Below are 18,616 nucleotides of genomic sequence, written 5' to 3' on the forward strand. Positions count from 1 at the left end.
ATCATATTCATATGAGTCGGACTGGTTAGTATTAGTTGATAAACAACTATGTTGACCCATCATATCTCTACAGAGAGAAAAACTTTCAATTTATGCCAATTTAATAACAAAAAGCCGACTTCACCGTCGGCTTTTTACTTGTAGTATCAATACATACCAAATTGAGCAAACATTCAAATTTGATATTAAATATTTTTAACTCAAAACTATAAGGATGAAAAAATGCAAGCAAACTACAACCCAAAAATCATTGCTGGTGCAACATTCCCCAATATAGAAGTACCCACTTATAATGGTGACATGACGCTATTAGGCAAGCCCAAAAATGGTCATGACTGGAAAATGGTGGTTGTTTACCGAGGTCAACATTGTCCCATTTGCACCAAATACCTCAATCAGTTAGAAACATTAAAATCGGTATTTAATGAAACTGGTGTCGACGTCATCGCTGTTTCAGGTGACAGCAAAGAGCAGGTAGAAAGTCATTTGGAAAAAATAAATGTGAGCTTTCCTATCGCCTATGATCTGACCGTTGAACAAATGAAAATGCTGGGTCTTTATATCTCCAACCCACGTTCAGAGAAAGAAACCGATCATCCATTTGCAGAGCCCGGCTTGTTTGTTATTAATACAGAAGGGAAGATTCAGATTGTAGATATCTCCAACGCTCCTTTTACTAGACCTGAGCTGGAAGCCTTGGCAAATGGTCTAGCCTTTATCAGAAATCCAGAAAAAAACTATCCTATTCGTGGTACACACGATTATGCTTAAGACTGTATTATTGACGACGGCATTACTAAACTAATAACTAGTCAAAGACGTAAATTCATAGGGCAGTGCATCATAACCGATGCATTGTCTTTTTTATTGCAAACGCTCTTTATTGTTAACATTCTCTCCAAAAGCTGAAATCACAAACCTTATTTATACAGGTGTGCACTCACAGTCAAAAACTCTGCACTGTCAGCCAATTAATTTACCAAAAACCTCGCTATAGTAAAAAAAGCTTCGTCATTAGGATGGATGACAGCCATATAAAGAATGAGTGTAATTGTTAAGTATTGACGGCCACATTGGACGTTATATTTTACAGAGCCACTCATATCTTCTGATATAAATTTCTAGACAGGGAGTCTCACATGAGCAACGCTCACACTTCAATTGATCCTATTACCTTGTCCGTCGTACGTGGTGCCTTAGAAACGGCGCAGCGCGAGATGACGACAACCTTAGAAAAAACCGCACGCTCTAGTGTCTTTAACTTAGCTCACGATTACAGCAATGCGCTGTTTGATCATCTGCCTGAGATGATCTTGCAGGGTCAAGACATTCCTATTCATCTAGGTTCACTCATGCCAGCCATGAAAGCTGTTGCCGAATATTACGGTGATGAAATTCATGAAGGCGACGTTATTTATCACAACGATCCCGTGATGATGGGCAGTCATATTCTAGATTGCTGTATGTATAAGCCAGTGTTTTATAAAGGCGAGTTGGTATTTTGGACGGTGTGCAAAGGTCACGTCACTGATATCGGTGGTCCCGTGCCGGCAGGATATAATCCAGACGCTAAAGAGATATACGCCGAAGGGTTGCGCATTCCGCCTATCAAAATATGGGAAAAAGGCGTTAGACGTCGTGATGTCATTAATTTAATTCATAGTAATATGCGCTCTCGTCGTAACCAAGAAGGCGATCTTAACGCTCAGTATGGTGCTTGTGCCGTCGGTGAGCGTAACATGATTGCGCTGCTAGATAAGTATGGGGTAGAGACCGTCCGTGCGGCGATCGAAGAGCTAAAGGATATGGCCGATACCCATATGCGCTCATTAATTTCATCTATTCCAGATGGCCAGTATCATGGCGAAGCAGTATTAGAAGATTCAGGTCACGGTTTGGGTGATTTGACCATCAGCGCCGATATTGAGATTAAAGACAGCGATGTACATATCAAGATTACCAGTCCACCGCAAGTTCCTTACTTTCTTTATTAACTCCTATGCGGGTAACTCGATGTCTGGTGTTCTCCTAGGGCTGATGATGTTTGCCCAAGTCGATCCGCCGTACAACGAAGGTTTATACCGCTGTGTCACGGTAGACTTGGGTGAGCATGGCACGCTATGTAATGCCAAAGAACCTGCACCTCATGTGAACTGTACCACCACACCGATGGAAACCTTAACGGATGCCGTGCGTATGGCATTTGAAGATGCAGCGCCAGATCGCGTGATCGCCTCTTGGGGTCATGCTTCTGGTATCAATATCTCAGGTGTTGACCCAAAAACAGGAGAACAGTACGTCACTATGATTCTAGCTTCGATTATCTCTGGTGCTGGCGCGACTCAGCAGATGGATGGCTGGCATGCTTGTGGCCCATTATGTTGCTTCGGCGCGCTAAGCTCTGGTGATATTGAGCTACTAGAGTATCAATATCCTATCTTAATTCATAAGTATGGCTTGGCAGAAGACAGTGGCGGTGCTGGTGAGTATCGTGGTGGTTGCGGCACCGTATGGGAAGTTGAACCGTTGGGTCATGAGATGACAGTAGTGGCGTTTGGGGAAGGCCGTGAGCACCCGACGATGGGTGCCGCTGGTGCGGAGCAAATATCACCTGAGCTGAAATTAGGGCGCTTAGAGATTATCCATAAGGATGGCGTCACTGATCTGCACAAGCAAAATATAATGACTGAAATTCAACCGGGTGACCGTGCGCGTAATACCAATCCTGGCGGTGGCGGCTACGGCATCTCGTTTGCACGGTCGGTACCCGCAGTGTTAAAAGACGTCGAAGAAAGAGTGATATCAGTGGCAGCAGCTAAGACTGAGTATGGTGTGGTTATTGACCCACAAACGCTGGCGGTCAATGAAGCAGAGACGAATGCTTTACGTCGTAAGCTGACGGCATAACACCAAATACCAACTGATATTAAATAATTTGAGTTAAGGATGACTTATGAAAAATGATTTCCGTATTGGAGTCGATGCTGGCGGGACGTTTACTGACTTTGTACTGGCCGAAAAAAGTGGCCATGTCCATCTATTCAAAGCACCTTCTACCCCTGAAGATGGTACTTTGGCTATTGCCAACGGGTTACAGCAAATCGCCACCCAGTTTGACCGTCCTATTGAAGATATTATTCAAGCCCGTGACCTATGTATCAATGGTACTACCGTCGCGCTAAACGCCCTGATTCAGATGAAAGGGGTAAAGGTTGGTCTATTATGTACGGCAGGCCATGAGGACAGTATCGAGATACGCTTAGGGCATAAAGAAGAAGGGCATCGCTATGATGCCAGCTACCCGCCAGCACCTCAAATTGCTACCCGTGATCGTCGCTTTCCTATCCGTGGTCGTATCTTAACTGATGGTACTGAACACGAGCCGCTAAATGAGCAAGATATCCTCGATGCGATTAAAGTGTTAAAGCAGCAAGACGTTCAAGCAGTTGCTATCTCCTTCGTCTGGTCTATTCGCAATACTCAGCATGAGCAGCGCGCTAAAGAGCTTGTTGAGCAGCATATGCCAGGGGTGTTCGTCTGCTGTGGTAGTGACGTATATCCACAGATTAAGGAATACACCCGTACCTCAACGACCCTAGTAAATGCTTATTTAAGCCCAGTTATGGCATCTTATGTCCATAAGATTGACGACTATTTTAAGGCGTTAGGCGCTGAGCAGCCAGTACGTTATTTCCAGTCTAATGGCGGACTTGCAGTTGGTAGTATCATGCGAGAGCGTGCGGTCAATGCCATTAACTCAGGCTCCGCATCGGCACCGCAAGCGGGGCTGTATATTGCCAGTCCTTTTGGAATTGACGATATTATCACGGTCGACATGGGCGGTACTTCTTTTGACATCACCATGGCGAAGGCAGGCAGAACCAGCCTCAACCGCGATATTGATTTCTTACGTAATCGTATTGGCGTACCTATGATTCATGTAGAAACATTAGGGGCGGGCGGCGGCTCTATTGGACATGTTAATACCTTTGGTATGCTAGAGGTCGGTCCTCAGAGTGCTGGAGCGACTCCTGGACCGGCATGTTATGGTAAAGGCGGTGACTTGCCAACCGTCACAGACGCAAACTTAGTATTGGGCTATCTACAGCCGAATGCGGTGTTAGGCGGTAGTGTCACTTTAGACAAAGACAAAGCAGTACAAGCGGTGCAAACACACATCGCTGATCCGCTAAACATCGAGTTAGATCATGCCGCATTTGGTATCAGTGCTATCGTTAACCAAAACATGTCTAATGCCATTCGCCGTATTACTATCGAAAAAGGCTATGACCCTCGGGACTTTGCGCTAGTCTGCGCAGGCGGAGCAGCTGGTATGCATATCATTGCTTTGGCTGAAGAGATGGGGATTGGGACTATTTTAATCCCAAAAATCGCATCTTGTCTCTGCGCCTTTGGTCAGATTATCTCTGATATCAAGTATAACTACTTAGTGACACAAATGATGATTCTCGCACCAGAGGTAGAGTTGCAATCACTCAATGCCAAGCTACAAGAGCTTGAAGAGCAGGGTGTACAAAAACTGCTAGAAGATGGCTTTACAGATGAAGATATCACCATCGAACGTACCATGGAGATGCGCTATGTTGGTCAGGTGCATGAATGTAACGTGCTGATACCGAATGGTAAGCTCGATGCTGAAAGTGTCAGCACCATCTTAGAGTTGTTCCATCATCGCCATCGTGAACTTTATACTTATGATGAGCGTGATAGTCACGTCGAGCTGGTCAACATTGAGGTATCAGTAATTGGTAAAATAAGTAAGCCAAAACTACCGAGCCTTGTGCCGCAGGAAGGGGATATCAGTAATGCTAAAACGGGTAGCCGCGAGATGCTGTTTGATCAGTCCTATCACTGGATTGATACGCCTATCTATGACGGTGAGAAATTCGGTGCTGGTGCATTGGTCACAGGCCCTGCGCTTATCCAAGAGCCAACCACTACTGTGGTCATTAAAAATGGCTGGCAAGCAGAGCTGCATGAGACTGGCACTTATAAGCTGACTCGAGCAGCATAAAGCAAGTCTATAAAAGCAGGTTATAAAGAAAAACCAACTCAAGGCTTCAGGCATTAAGTACTCTTTAATGCCTGAAGCCTTTTTTATTTTATGATATAAAAGAGGATTATTGATGAATAACTGATAGGATATCAGTACAGTTGTATACCATATATTGAGTGTTCAAGGATGAATGCAAATCAAAAGCCAAATCTTTATCAAAATACTTCTCATCAAACCTTGCAGTTGCAGGCAGGTCAGACAAAAGACGTCACTGCACATGATTTATCAATGAATAAAAATCTTCTAAGCCTCTCAGGGTTAGAGATGCCAGCAACGGATCGCATGCAAACCTTAGGTGCCTTCGATTGGAAGCGTACCATCAGTGACACTTACTTTGATCTTGATGTGAGCTTTCGGCAACCAAATAAGTTTTCTGGATTTTTGCAACATGCCAAGCTTTTGGATATCGGCGTGTCTCATTATCATGCTAACACTGTGCACTATAGTCGCAGCGTACAGAGTTCTGGTTATACTGATGACAGTATCTTAATAACTTTTCCTATCACAGGCGACGTTCGTTTTACTCAAAAAGGTCGACAGCTAACGTCTAAGCCCGGTCAGTTCTTTATTGAGCTGTCCAGCCTACCTTATGAGTTCTATCATCTGCACGAAGCATCACTGTATGTGATTAAAGTGCCTTTAGCGCTATTAACCCCGCAAATGGGCACTATAGAGCGGCAGTTTGCCCGCAGTCTGTCTATTGATGAAGGGGCAGGCAGGTTACTGGAATTTCAAATTGGTCAAATACTGGCGCTTATTCATAACAATCAGCTGGGTGACTTGGAGATAAAAATACTAGAGCAGCAGCTGCTTAATCTTATTGTATTGACATTGAGTGCCCCGAAAGAGGTGATGATGAGTTGCAGCTCGTCCATACAGTCGGTGCACCTAAAGCGCATCGAGAATTACGTTTATTTGCATCTAGAAAACTCCGCTTTAACTCCAGCGATGGTCGCTGCTGCTTGTCATATATCTGTCAGATACTTGCATAAACTGTTTTCTAAGTTGCCCTATAGCTTTTCAGAATGGGTCAAGGAATTGCGTTTAAAGCAGGCCAATCACATTTTAAAAACCAAAAGCTACGTGACTATAGATGAGGTCGCTCATAGAGTAGGCTATGCCGATCAAGGTTATTTTTCACGCATTTATAAGCAGCATTTTGGTTATTCGCCGCGAGATACACCAGGCACAGTATAGTCATTGTTATGTACTCTGTCATGCAGTCGCCGTATAATTTATGAATTGAGCATAAGTGCGTATATTAAGTTAAGGAAAAACCAAGATGACTGATACTACAAATCATAAAACAGCAAAAGTAGAGATATATGAAAGCGCTGATGGAAAAGCGCAGGTAGACGTACGTTTTGGACAGAATACGGTCTGGCTGTCACAATCACAAATGACTGAGTTGTTTGGTCGTGACCAATCAGTGATTTCGCGTCATATTGCCAATGCCATAAACGATGAAGAGATCGCTGAGAAAAGCAATATGCAAAAAATGCATATTGCAAATTCTGACCGCCCTGTGACTTTTTATGACTTAGATGTAGTTATCTCAGTAGGTTATCGCATCAAATCTCCCCAAGGTGTGCAGTTTAGACGCTGGGCAACCCAGCGCTTACGTGAATACTTAGTTCAAGGCTATACGCTCAATCAAGAGCGCTTTGATAAAAACTCAAGCGAACTACAACAAGCATTAAATTTAATTAGAAAAACCGCGCAAAGTCCCGAGCTTAAAACCGATGAAGGACGCGGCTTGGTTGAGATTATTAGCCGTTATACACAGACATTCTTATGGTTACAGCGTTATGACGAAGGCTTGCTTGATAATCCTTCAGGGGAGGATGGCGGAATCTTACCCAGTCCGACTGAGGCGATGGCAGCACTGACGGATTTAAAAGCGCAGCTGATAAATAGAGGTGAAGCGACCGAGCTATTTGCTAAGCCTCGCGGTGATGGTTTGGACAGTGTGCTGGGTAATTTACAGCAAACGGTGTTTGGTGAGCCTGCATACCCGACCATCGAGAGTAAAGCGGCGCATCTGCTGTACTTTATGGTCAAAAACCATCCTTTTACCGATGGTAATAAACGCAGCGGCGCTTTTTTATTCGTGGATTTTTTGCATCGTAATAATCGACTGCTCAATGATAAAGGTGAGATGGTCATCAACAATACCGGGCTTGCCGCATTAACCTTGTTAGTCGCTGAATCTGATCCCAACCAAAAAGAAACCTTGATTAAGCTGATTATGAATATGTTGTCGTTAGAGAGTTGATAAACAGGCTTATTGTCAGCATTATTTAATATCATAAAAAGCACAGTCTAATGACAAAAATTAAAGGAAATTCAATATGTTTAGCATAATAAAAGACTGGCGCGAGCAGCGTATCTTAGACAATAGCGAATTTACTCATGCTGACTGGCTGCAATCGGCTCAGCGTATTGTGATACTTGATCGGTTAAATGAGGACGAGCTAACACGCTTGTTTGAGCTGGCGACGTTGTTTTTGGCGGATAAGTCGATTACTGGGGCGCAGGGTTTCGAGATTACCAATGCGGTGCGGCAATCCATCGCCTTGCAAGCTTGCTTGCCTATCTTAAACCTTAGCCTTGAATGGTATGCTGGCTGGTCAGCCATTATTATTTATCCGAATTCTTACAAAAGTGAAACCACCACTGTTGATGAGTTGGGTATCGTCCATGAGGGCAGCCAACACCGTAGCGGCGAAGCGTGGCTGCGCGGTCCCGTGATTCTGTCATGGAAGGGTGCCAAACACTCAGGGGAGCGCGATGGTCACAACGTCGTCATTCATGAGTTTGTACATAAGCTTGATATGTTAAATGGTCGTGCCAACGGCTTTCCACCACTGCAAACCAATATGGATCCTGCGCGCTGGACTGAGATTATGACACGAGATTTTGAGGATTTTCAAAGCCGTCATAAATCAGGTCTTGATCGTTATGGCGCGACTAATCCTGCGGAATTTTTTGCGGTACTCAGTGAGGTGTTTTTTGAGACGCCGCAAAAGCTGATCGATGCTTACCCTGATATTTACGACATAATGGTGAAGTTTTTTCACCAAACACCACTTTAATCAAAATCATTAATAGTCACTATTAATGTTCGATAATGAATATATAGACATGAAAAAGCAATGAAAAAGGGCAGTGCATGGGTTTCATGACACTGCCCTTTTTTTGGCTTATTTTTCCTTTAAGTCTATGTTTTTTTAGATAAAAACTATTTAAGTTGTCCATTGCTCATTCACAATAGCGACCAAATAGCGTTTACCTTCATACTCTTCAAACACTAAACGCATGATGCGCCAATCCATACCAGCGTATTCCTCCGAGCCTTTATGATAAAACTCGACAACCTCTGAATTGGGATAAATTTTCTTCAGGTTATTAATCATATTCCCACTGTGTTGGAACTCATTAATACTGATACTGGCATTGTTAAATTTGCTAGCATCAATCCACGTGTCTAAATACGTAGGTAGTGGCGTGACGAGTAGATCGCCCGTACCGTCTTTTTCACCCCAAGTAAAACGAATTTTAGACTGTTGCAAATATTGGGCGAATTGTTCACGGTTAAAGACTTTATCTGTCTCAGGACGCACATAGGCATACATCGAAAAACGGACGCCACGGGTTGGATGAATATCATTGGTAATGCGAGCAAAATCTTTATTCGCAAGCGCGCGCTGAATACGTAAGGCTTGCTGCTTAAGGGTTTGCTGACTGATATCGGAGACAACGGGCGTTGATGAATGGCCGTTAGATTGATTTGGAGTGGCTATATTGGATTCAGCAGAAGATTGACAGCCAGTTGCTGCTAGCGCCAAAGCCAATGCGCCGCCAACGGTTAATTTAGATGAACGGTCTTTGAAAGTAGATAATAGGGTCATAAAGTATCCTTGTCGCAGTGGTTAGCGAAATATACGTTACTGTGAATATAATTGGGCAAATTTCACAAGATTCCTGAGCAAAAAGTTACTAGGGTGTGTCCTTATTCTAAAAATGGTGATAAAAATGAGATAAATTGCCGTCAAACAAGGAAAGTAGCGCAAAGAATATCGAGATATTAATAAGCTATTTAACGATGTTTGGCAAAATTTAGCCATTTTTAGTCCATTTAGATAATAATCGATTGAATTGAGGACACGCCCTAAGTAATAGATCGTTTTTAGTAGATAAACCGGAATGATACGATAATACAGCAGAGTCATAATATGGTTATGATGTAATGGTTTATAACACTTATATCATTGAAGCTCGTAGAGAACGCCATGCCAACATATTATTCACTGACGCTGCTAGCTATGGGACTGATAGCAACCAATTCTGCTATAGCTGATATAGCAGAGTCAACTCAGACTTATGCAGCCATAAAAATAGCGACCATTAGCAACATGTATCAGCAAGATGTCAGCAATCAAGGCATGGATAATCCGGTCGTATTGCAACAGTATGCCGACCCAGATCTACAAGCCGCGATGCAGATTGAGCAAGACTATTTTGATAGAGAGCAAATATCTTGTCATGTTGATTATGATGTATTGTGGGATTCGCAAGATCCTGATTATGCCCAAGACAAACAGTTTTCGATGACTGATCAAGGATTGGTGCAAGTGAGTTTGGCACATGGCAGCAATGTTTATTATGAGTTGTCATGTAATGGTACCGATGACGATGCTAATTGCCGAGTAGCAGATGTGATTTTAGATGAAGATGGAAAGTCTTTACGCAAGCATTTACTAGAAACCTGTCGCTAGTAAATGTTGAGTGTTATTTTTATTAATACCTAAATATAAAAAGTTATAAACCCTGAATAAGAATCACATTACCAAGAATGAGAGCTTATAAATGGTACTGTATAAGACTATGAGCCTAACCTCTAAAGCCATTGGCTTGTTTTCGCATAATGTATATTATGTTAAATAATCAGTATCTGATAGTAAATTCATGGAATTATAATCAAACGGTAAATTATTAATCTGATTGATAATTGCTTGACCAGAATATGTACTATCTATCAAATAAATACCGTAATCACTCCTAACGTAACTACTAGCTGATATGCCTTGAAGGTTTAATACGCGGAGCCCTAATTGAGCTTAGTATATTAGATCAAGTCGCTAATAACCTCTTTGCATGTATTTCACAAACTTATGTGTTGTAGATACAGTAATTCTACCATTCATTCAAAGTTAATCTGTTCGATGAACTTGTTCTGACTATGGTTAATATGCTTATTACCTTCACCATGCATGGCTAGCCCTTTGCGTAGTCTCTTATTCTTAATCATCTGGCTCTTTGGTACGAATGCTTTTGCAATACGTTAGGCATATAAAGATATCACTACCTATAGATTATTAGCTTAGCTCAAAAATCATCACTCTTTTGGTTATCTGTTACTTCATATCCGTTCTAATAGCGCAGGTATGATCTTACAATGCTCCTACTTAGCCTGTCTGCAAGTCTGGTTTAGATCTACCTTATAGTGGCAAATATCATGACCAACTAAGCTGTAATACTTTTTGTTTTAAGTTATCAAAAACCCCCTCACTATTCGTAATATAATTCCATCTAAAGCACTGAGTTAACAACCGTTAAATTTGCACAGAACAGTACTATGCCTCTAATTTTTATATTCTGTGCACGTACAGGAGCATGGTTTTTGTCGAAAATATGCTCAATCAAATGCTAGGCAAAGCATCCATCTTATATTAACCCCAATTATATGACCAAAATAACCAGTAATAATAGCCTACAGCTCAATAAACGCATAGCCTACTCTTCCTTTAGTCGTTATACTATAATTATTCCCAAGTGAAGGTTGGGGATGATTTGATATTAAAACCTCTAATTTAAAGGGTTTTATAAAATGATTAATGAATAACAGTGTCCATGTTGGTGTCCAATAGCTATCTAAGCTTCCCAGAAGACGCTTCTCAGGATTTATAAAACGTGCGCAAAGGTTGTTCTAACTCTAAGTATAGAGATAATAGATTAACATTCACAATTTACCTAGCTTATAAAGCTGACGGATGTACATCATGGCTGTCGATAATTTAAATGATATCAATAAACTTGAATGCCGAGATAAAGATTACTCGGTCAGTGTCTCAGGTATCGCGGGTTTAAGTATTCGTATTTATCCAAATGGTAAAAAGGAATACTACTTACGGTACGCTCATCCGCATATCGATGGTAAGCGCCCCAGAATAATGCTAGGTAAGGTCGAAGATATCAGTCTATATGAAGCTAAGTATAAAGCAGAAGCTGTACTTAGCACGGTCGCACAAGGCTCCGACCCTAAAGCCATTCATAAAAAAGAACAAGTCAATAAGTATGCTCATCTAAAGAACGCCACATTTTCTGAAATCACACAAGCGTGGCGAGATCACAAAACGTCAAGTCGTCACCATAGTAAATCTAGAAAGCGCGCGTTTAGTGACTCAACCCTTAAATTTTGGGATTTGTGTCTAGGATATATGTGCCAAGAAATTGGCGACTTAAGAATGAATGATATCACGAGCGAGATGATATTGAGTGTATGTGAGGCGATTCAAAACAATGAAAATCAAGCAACCTTCGTTGGTGCCAGCACTCGGCTTTATACTGAAAAAGTCTTCTCATTTGCTGTCGCAAGAGGATTATGCGATAGAAATGTAGCTATTGATACACGTGGCGAGCTCGCACCTGCCAGTTCAGGCAACCACTTACCAGCCATTACCAAGCCTGATCAGTTTGCCACCCTCCTGAACGATATGTCCAATTTCAAAGGTGCAAGTAAAATCACATTGGAGGCAATGAATTTACTGCCATATGTCTTTGTGCGTAGTATCGATTTGCGGTCTATGCGTTGGCAAGATATAGATTGGGATAATAAGCTATGGGAGTTTTCCCCAACAAAAGGCGAAGGTCGTGATGACATGGTATCGCACTTAGTTGTACCACTAGCCACTCAAGTAATTGAGCGCTTAAGAAAAATACAATCAGTCACAGCTCATAAAGAACATGTATTTGCATCGATACGTGCCTCAAGTAATCCTTATATTAGCAAAGCAACACTAGTACAAATATTTCATAGGCTTGGCTACAAAGATATTCAATGCGCTCATGGATTTCGAGCATCTGCTAAAACCTTACTTATGGAACAGCCTGAACTGCGTTATTCAGATATCGTGACTGAGCTGCAATTAGGACATCGAATAAAAGATACGCATGGTGGCGCTTATAACCGATTAGATGAAATAGATACTCGAATACTGATGATGCAAGATTGGGCTAATTATATAGATAAGCTTCGGGGTTCAACGTAATGATTGCTTTACGTTGATCATATCACTCAACAATAATATGCCTATTAGCATTCACAATAATCTTTTGCATAGCATCTCATTCCCAGTCATCACATAACAACCAAAACACCCTAACATTCGATTGTTGGTAGCCTAGATATTGGAATTTCTGCAACCTCGCGCTTGTGTTCAACGACCAAGCCGACGGCTTCTAAGCTCCGGTATCTTATTTGCAATAGCTCACTTCGTGTACTGACAAACTCTATAGCCTCGGTTTAATTATCCAGTTTTACCAAACAGTCAGAATTAATATCAGCAATCGTTTTGGCACCAGTCAAGGTCATTGCGACGCGTATTTCTTTATCTAGAAGTTCTAACAAATTGCTTACCCCTGCACTGCCATCCGCTGCTAAAGCATAAATAAAGGCGCGCCCTAGCATGCAAATATCAGCGCCCAAAGCCAACATACGCACAATATCTAAGCCATTGCGTATTCCAGAGTCGGCTAAGATTTTAATCTCTCCTTTAACCGCATCGGCAATAGGAGGCAGAGCACGTGCACTGGATAAAACACCGTCCAGCTGTCGCCCACCATGATTGGATACGACTATGCCGTCGGCTCCAAAACGCACCGCATCTTTGGCATCTTCGGGGTCCAAAATACCTTTGATGACCATAGGCCCATCCCAGTACTCGCGAATCCAATCTAAATCTTTCCAAGAAATAGAGGGGTCAAAGTTATTACCTAGCCAGCCTATATAGTCTTCCAATCCTGTTGTCTTGCCTAAATAAGTAGAGATATTACCCAGATCGTGCGGACGGCCATTTAGTCCTACATCCCATGCCCATTGCGGATGTGTCATAGACTGGAAGTAACGGCGCATAGCGGCATTTTTACCGCTCATACCGGAGTGCATATCTCGGTAGCGTGCCCCTGGTACTGGCATATCTACCGTAAAAACCAAGGTCGAACACCCCGCCGCTTTGGCACGCTCCAAGGCATTTTTCATAAAACCTCGGTCCTTTAATACGTAAAGCTGAAACCACATTGGACGGTTAATTTTAGGCGCTACTTCTTCAATCGGACAAACCGAAACTGTCGACATGGTAAACGGAATGCCTTTTTGATCGGCTGCCATAGCGGCCTGCACTTCTCCGCGGCGGGCATACATGCCTGTCAGACCCACGGGTGACAACGCGACAGGCATAGACAGAGTTTCATTAAATAACTGCGTCTCGAGACTAAGCTGTGACATATCATTCAGTACACGTTGTCTAAGGGCAATTTTTGATAAATCTTCAACATTATGTTTTAAGGTATATTCCTCATAAGCACCGCCATCTATATAATGAAATAGAAATGGTGGCAGTCGGCGCTTGGCAGCAGCCCTGTAGTCGTTTGGAGATGAAATAATCATACGCTTGCCCTTATTCTGTTAGATATCTATGTAATATTTTTGAATCTCTAATTATTTATTGATTAGTGCTAAACGATGGATGCAATTGGCTTGTTTTTGAAGCAGCAAGCTTAGCCCAAACTGCCTATTACAAACAGCACGAGCAGTTACGTTTGGTTTTTGACATTTTACCGATGCCGGGATTAAAGCTATTGGTTGGGTCTAGACTTTTATAGAAATTCTGCAAATCAGGCTCTGCTTCGTATAGATGACCGACATTATGCTCAGCAGGATATTTGGCTCCGCGTGCGCTCAATAGCTCTAACATCATCTTTTTAACAAGCTTGGCATCACTGCCCTTCTTTAATATATAGTCTTGATGAAACACATAACAAAAGAAATGTCCGTAATACAGCTTCTTTTCTAAGTGTTTTTCAATGTCTTCAGGCAAGCTTTCAAGCCACTCTAGCTCGTTACGTGGTATGGCAATATCCAGCGCTAATATCTCACCGACCTCTTTTTCATGTATAACTTCATAGCGTAATGCGGCACCGGCTGCGGCAAAACGATTTAAAAGCGCGCTTTCTGATTCTTCCTGACTACATTCAAAATAGTTACCCGTGTCCGACGCATCAAAAAACGTCTTCAGAAAATCTTGAGCCTCTGCTATACCTTCATCACTCATTTTTATGATGAGGTGATGCTCGTATTGATTACGGTACTCCATCATGCGCTTGGGCAAATGCTTTGGAAATAGAGTAGCGATAAACTGCATGACTTTGTCAGTGAAATGCTTTGGCATCCATGACCACTTATGAAATTTTGCATCCATAGCGCCTTTGATAGAGAACAGTCTAGGTAAAGCATTTGTACCGAGATGCTTGATACTCAAGAACGTGTCTTTACCGTATTTAGCGGAGACATCAAATATATCACGATGCATATACTCGCCCACTTCAGGGATATTGTCGAAGCGGGATAGTATCTGTCTTCTGAGCTGTGCAAGCTCACTCACACTGTTGGTGCCTATGTAGAAAGTTTGCTCTTTTGCCGCTATTGGATAAGTGTCAAGACGTACTGCAAATACGGCAAGCTTGCCAGCACAGCCGCTTGCTTCATACAGTCTGCGCTTGTCCGCATTAAAGCGACTGGGCGTGCTTGCATCAACATCTTTTACTCGGGCGATGTACTCTCTGTCAGATGCGAGCTTACCAGTGTCAGGTAATTCTCTTCTATCAAAATGACCGTTTTGCAAATTCGTTAATATTTCTTCAGGAGTATCACCCAACTTGACGTCTAGATGATTGACTAGCACCAGTTGACCGTGTTCATTTATTTGGGCAAACAATGCAAGCTCGGTGTAAGCAGGCCCTCTTTTAACCAGAGCTCCACCAGAGTTATTAGATATACCACCAATAATAGACGCACCTAACGTCGAGGAACCGATGACAGAGTGAGGCGCTCTATTGACAGCATTAAGCTGACTTTGCAACTGATGCAATGTCGCCCCAGACAAGCTAATCACTTGCTCGCCATCATTCACCAAATACAACTGGTTTATGGCAAGCGTATTAATCACCACAACGGGTCTATCGTAGTCATTACCGCTTGGTGTTGAGCCTTCAGTCAGGCCTGTTTTTGCCGCTTGCATAATGATAATACAGTCGCCTTCAACGCACACTTCTAGGCTACGCCAAATGTCCAGCAATGTTTGCGGAAACAAAACCGCTAAGGCACTGCCGCCACCAGAGCGCCACCCCATTCTATAGTGCTCATTTTTCTCTGGATCAGCTTGTACATTACTCGCGCCTAGCAAGTTGGTTAGTTTATCTAACACCTGATCAGGACTAAGCATGCCTTGAGAAGCTTGATTTGACGAAGATATATGACGCTCCTTATCTTGTAATGGTGTGTCACTCATGATGCCAAGGGACCTTGAAAACCAAAAATATAAATGGCGGCCATGACGATGATGCCACAGAACAACACATAGTATATGGTGGGTAAAATAGTACGCCTAAGTGTGGCGCCCTCCATACCAAGTAAACCCACCGTTGCTGATGCAGCCACCACGTTATGTATGGCAACCATATTACCGGCTGCGGCACCAACCGCTTGCGCTGCGATGATTAGAGAAGGTGAAATATGTAAGCTCATGGCGGCTTCATATTGGAATTGACTGAACATCATATTAGATACGGTATTAGAGCCTGCGATAAATGCACCTAAAGCACCAATGGTTGCACTAATCAATGGAAAAACATTGCCAAAAGTACCTGAAAACAACTCTGCACTGGCGACTGGCATACTCGCCACATCTGATAAGTTTATGCCTGAATTAATAAAAATTCTAACCATTGGAATCGTAAAGATAAGTACAAAACCTGCCCCTAACACAGTCTTACCTGATTCTTTAAAGGCACTGTTTAGTGCGCTGACGGGCTTTCTAGTTTGAAAAGCGGCGGCAACCAAAGCACTAATTAGTAACAAGCCGCCCGGTAAGTATAAAGGACTAAAACTGGCACTGATATCTGTCTCACCTAAAATCGAGGTTAGGTCTACTGCTACACTGTTAAGTAAAGACTGAAAGCCTGTAAATACTCTTGAAAACACCAGTAAAAGGGCAACCAATAAATAAGGGAACCACGCCATAAGGGTGGACATCTTCTTATCACTCAAGGTTAGCGTAATATCTTCTTTACTGACCACTAACTTACCAAGCCATTCACTCGGCCAGTTTTTTTGCGGTTCAAAATCCCATGTGGTTTTTGGTACCAAAAACCCTCTTTTAGCAGCATTAACAACGACAGTAATACTGACCAAGCCACCGACCAGTGACGGAAACTCTGGCCCTAAAAAAACACCGGTTATCATATAAGGGATTGTAAATGCCAAGCCTGCAAAAATTGCAAACGGCCAAATCGCAAAGCCTTCCCGCCAGCTTTTGTTTTTACCAAAGAAGCGAGTGAGCATCATCACCATAAAAAGTGGCATAAACGTACCAATGACACCGTGAATAATGGCGACTTGACTGGTAATCAGTTGTAAAAATTCGCCCCACTGTACTCCTTGTTGTGCCAGTTGAGCACTAATGGCAGCTTTATCTAACCCATCATTTACCCCTATCACAATAGGCGTACCGACCGCACCAAATGATACAGGTGTACTTTGTATCATCATTCCCATCAACACCGCACCCAGCGCCGGAAATCCTACTGCCACCAGCAAAGGCGCTGCAATAGCGGCAGCTGTACCAAAACCAGAGGCGCCCTCAAGAAAGCAACCAAAGCACCATGCAATAATAATGGCTTGCACACGCCTATCTGGCGATACATTAGTAAACCCAGCACGGATAACGGCGATTGCACCAGTATGTTTTAATGTATTCAACAAAAAAATAGCACCAAAGACTATCCACAATACCGAAACCGTAATGACCAAACCCTGAATAATAGATGATGACACTCGGTTAAGCGTCATATCCCATATAAAAATGGCAAGCGCAGCGGTAACCACTAAAATGATAGGCATTGTTTTTTTAGCTGACCATTGCAAACCTATCAGAAAAATACCACAGAGAACGATTGGCAGTAATGCCAAAAGCCCATATATTGTTTGATTCAAAATTACATCCTTTTGATTGTGTGATCTTCCTTGAACTAAGTCATCGAAGCCTTTATTTTGACGAATCTATGATGACTAAGTTGTATTAAATATTCACAAATAGGGACTGCTTATTTACTAAAGCTGTCTTGTAGACAAAGCCGAGCACGACTTGCGACAGTTTATGTCCCAATGTTAAAAATGCCCTGAAATAGTCTACGCCTTGTTAATTCATTGATATATTGCATCAATGGACAATGTTATTTTCCTTTTTTGCTATAATTAGAAACACATTACTAAAATTGGAGAACAAGTGTGACCAAAGCTGACGACATGATTTTATTCGTTCAAGTTGTCGAAGAAGGGTCATTCTCTAGAGTCGCTGAAAAATTATCATTGACGAACTCGGTAGTGAGCAAGCGCATTGCGAGATTAGAAGAGAACTTAAATATACAACTGCTTTATAGAACCACTAGAAAGTTGAGCTTAACCGATGCAGGCAGGGCGCTTTATAACAAAGCTAAAATTGCTAAATCCGCCTTTCAAGAAGCTGAAAATGCTGTCACGGGTTACGGCGAAGATATGAAAGGTCATATACGTATAACCATGCCTGTGGTCTCTGCGAATTTCATATTTAGCGAATCTATTGCCGAATTCTGTAAACAACACCCTGAAGTATCAGTAGAGTTACAAATTACCAATCGATTGGTTGACTTGATAGAGGAAGGATTTGATTTGGCACTAAGGACCGCTGTGCTTGAAGATTCTTCACTCATTGCAAGGCGCCTTATAGATAGCCAGTGGATTATATGCGCGACTCCAGCCTATTTAGAGCAACATGGTGCGCCTCAAACTCCTGAACAGTTACAAAATCATGAGTGCTTGGTTTATAGGTTTGATAATACGGCTAACAGTACATGGCCGCTATATATAGACGGCAAAGAGCAATTAATATCTGTCCCTGGTCGGTTTCATAGCAATCATCTGAGTGCAATTAAACAAGCCGCGCTTAGCGATTTAGGTATCGCTTTTTTACCACAAGTGTTGATCTATGAGGAGATACAGAAAAATACACTCACGCAGATTTTACAATGTTTTACCAGCAAGAAGCTGGGGCTATATGCGGTTTATCCTAAGGCCAGACAACCGGATCAAAAGTTAAAACTGCTCGTTGCACATTTACGAGACTCATTACATCAAAAACAGGCTTACTACTACTAAGTAATAAG

General features: G+C 42.3%; 14 protein-coding genes. 10 read left to right on the top strand and 4 right to left on the bottom strand.

What is annotated here, in order from left to right; genetic code table 11:
• The first annotated feature begins 222 nt into the window (after nucleotides 1–222).
• From ACP7AE_RS00915 to ACP7AE_RS00945, 7 genes are all read left to right on the top strand, one after another.
• A complete protein-coding gene (locus tag ACP7AE_RS00915; protein WP_201540756.1) occupies nucleotides 223–771 on the top strand; it encodes a peroxiredoxin-like family protein in 549 nt (182 codons plus the stop codon).
• 368 nt (nucleotides 772–1,139) lie between these two features.
• Nucleotides 1,140–1,994 carry a hydantoinase B/oxoprolinase family protein gene (locus ACP7AE_RS00920; protein WP_426241040.1) on the top strand — a complete coding sequence of 285 codons (855 nt, stop codon included), beginning with the start codon at nucleotides 1,140–1,142 and terminating at the stop codon, nucleotides 1,992–1,994.
• Between the two features lie 19 nt (nucleotides 1,995–2,013).
• Nucleotides 2,014–2,907 (top strand): hydantoinase B/oxoprolinase family protein, encoded by an 894-nt coding sequence (locus ACP7AE_RS00925; RefSeq protein WP_426241041.1) that lies wholly within the window; start codon nucleotides 2,014–2,016, stop codon nucleotides 2,905–2,907.
• A 46-nt stretch (nucleotides 2,908–2,953) separates the two neighbouring features.
• Nucleotides 2,954–5,035, top strand: coding sequence for a hydantoinase/oxoprolinase family protein (locus ACP7AE_RS00930; protein ID WP_426241042.1), 2,082 nt, complete (start codon nucleotides 2,954–2,956; stop codon nucleotides 5,033–5,035).
• 168 nt (nucleotides 5,036–5,203) lie between these two features.
• Nucleotides 5,204–6,274, top strand: a complete 1,071-nt coding sequence (locus ACP7AE_RS00935; RefSeq protein ID WP_426241043.1) for an AraC family transcriptional regulator — start codon at nucleotides 5,204–5,206, stop codon at nucleotides 6,272–6,274.
• Between the two features lie 85 nt (nucleotides 6,275–6,359).
• Nucleotides 6,360–7,352, top strand: a complete 993-nt coding sequence (gene rhuM / locus ACP7AE_RS00940) for a RhuM family protein (RefSeq protein ID WP_201540760.1) — start codon at nucleotides 6,360–6,362, stop codon at nucleotides 7,350–7,352.
• A 76-nt stretch (nucleotides 7,353–7,428) separates the two neighbouring features.
• Nucleotides 7,429–8,172, top strand: coding sequence for a zinc-dependent peptidase (locus ACP7AE_RS00945; protein WP_426241044.1), 744 nt, complete (start codon nucleotides 7,429–7,431; stop codon nucleotides 8,170–8,172).
• A gap of 150 nt (nucleotides 8,173–8,322) precedes the next feature.
• Here ACP7AE_RS00945 and ACP7AE_RS00950 read toward each other — a convergent pair whose 3' ends face one another.
• On the bottom strand, nucleotides 8,323–8,988 hold the full coding sequence (locus ACP7AE_RS00950) for a hypothetical protein (protein WP_193007394.1): 666 nt from the start codon (nucleotides 8,986–8,988) through the stop codon (nucleotides 8,323–8,325).
• Between the two features lie 381 nt (nucleotides 8,989–9,369).
• On the opposite strand from ACP7AE_RS00950, the gene ACP7AE_RS00955 reads away from it, so the two are divergent.
• Complete coding sequence (locus ACP7AE_RS00955; protein WP_404642631.1) at nucleotides 9,370–9,855, top strand: hypothetical protein; 486 nt, start codon at nucleotides 9,370–9,372, stop codon at nucleotides 9,853–9,855.
• A gap of 1,284 nt (nucleotides 9,856–11,139) precedes the next feature.
• Nucleotides 11,140–12,408 carry a tyrosine-type recombinase/integrase gene (locus ACP7AE_RS00960; RefSeq protein WP_426241045.1) on the top strand — a complete coding sequence of 423 codons (1,269 nt, stop codon included), beginning with the start codon at nucleotides 11,140–11,142 and terminating at the stop codon, nucleotides 12,406–12,408.
• Nucleotides 12,409–12,662: 254 nt separating this feature from the next.
• On the opposite strand, the gene lldD is transcribed toward ACP7AE_RS00960, so the two are convergent.
• The 3 genes from lldD to ACP7AE_RS00975 all read right to left on the bottom strand — a co-directional run bounded on the left by lldD (nucleotide 12,663) and on the right by ACP7AE_RS00975 (nucleotide 17,408).
• On the bottom strand, nucleotides 12,663–13,805 hold the full coding sequence (gene lldD, locus ACP7AE_RS00965) for an FMN-dependent L-lactate dehydrogenase LldD (protein ID WP_426241046.1): 1,143 nt from the start codon (nucleotides 13,803–13,805) through the stop codon (nucleotides 12,663–12,665).
• A 127-nt stretch (nucleotides 13,806–13,932) separates the two neighbouring features.
• Nucleotides 13,933–15,639: a D-lactate dehydrogenase gene (gene dld, locus ACP7AE_RS00970; protein WP_198329965.1), complete on the bottom strand. Its 1,707-nt coding sequence runs from the start codon at nucleotides 15,637–15,639 to the stop codon at nucleotides 13,933–13,935.
• A 62-nt stretch (nucleotides 15,640–15,701) separates the two neighbouring features.
• On the bottom strand, nucleotides 15,702–17,408 hold the full coding sequence (locus ACP7AE_RS00975) for an L-lactate permease (protein ID WP_193007398.1): 1,707 nt from the start codon (nucleotides 17,406–17,408) through the stop codon (nucleotides 15,702–15,704).
• A gap of 294 nt (nucleotides 17,409–17,702) precedes the next feature.
• On the opposite strand from ACP7AE_RS00975, the gene ACP7AE_RS00980 reads away from it, so the two are divergent.
• Nucleotides 17,703–18,608, top strand: a complete 906-nt coding sequence (locus ACP7AE_RS00980; RefSeq protein WP_426241047.1) for a LysR family transcriptional regulator — start codon at nucleotides 17,703–17,705, stop codon at nucleotides 18,606–18,608.
• Nucleotides 18,609–18,616: the final 8 nt, after the last annotated feature.

It is taken from the genome of Psychrobacter sp. TWP2-1-2 (assembly GCF_049896785.1).
GTDB lineage: Bacteria > Pseudomonadota > Gammaproteobacteria > Pseudomonadales > Moraxellaceae > Psychrobacter.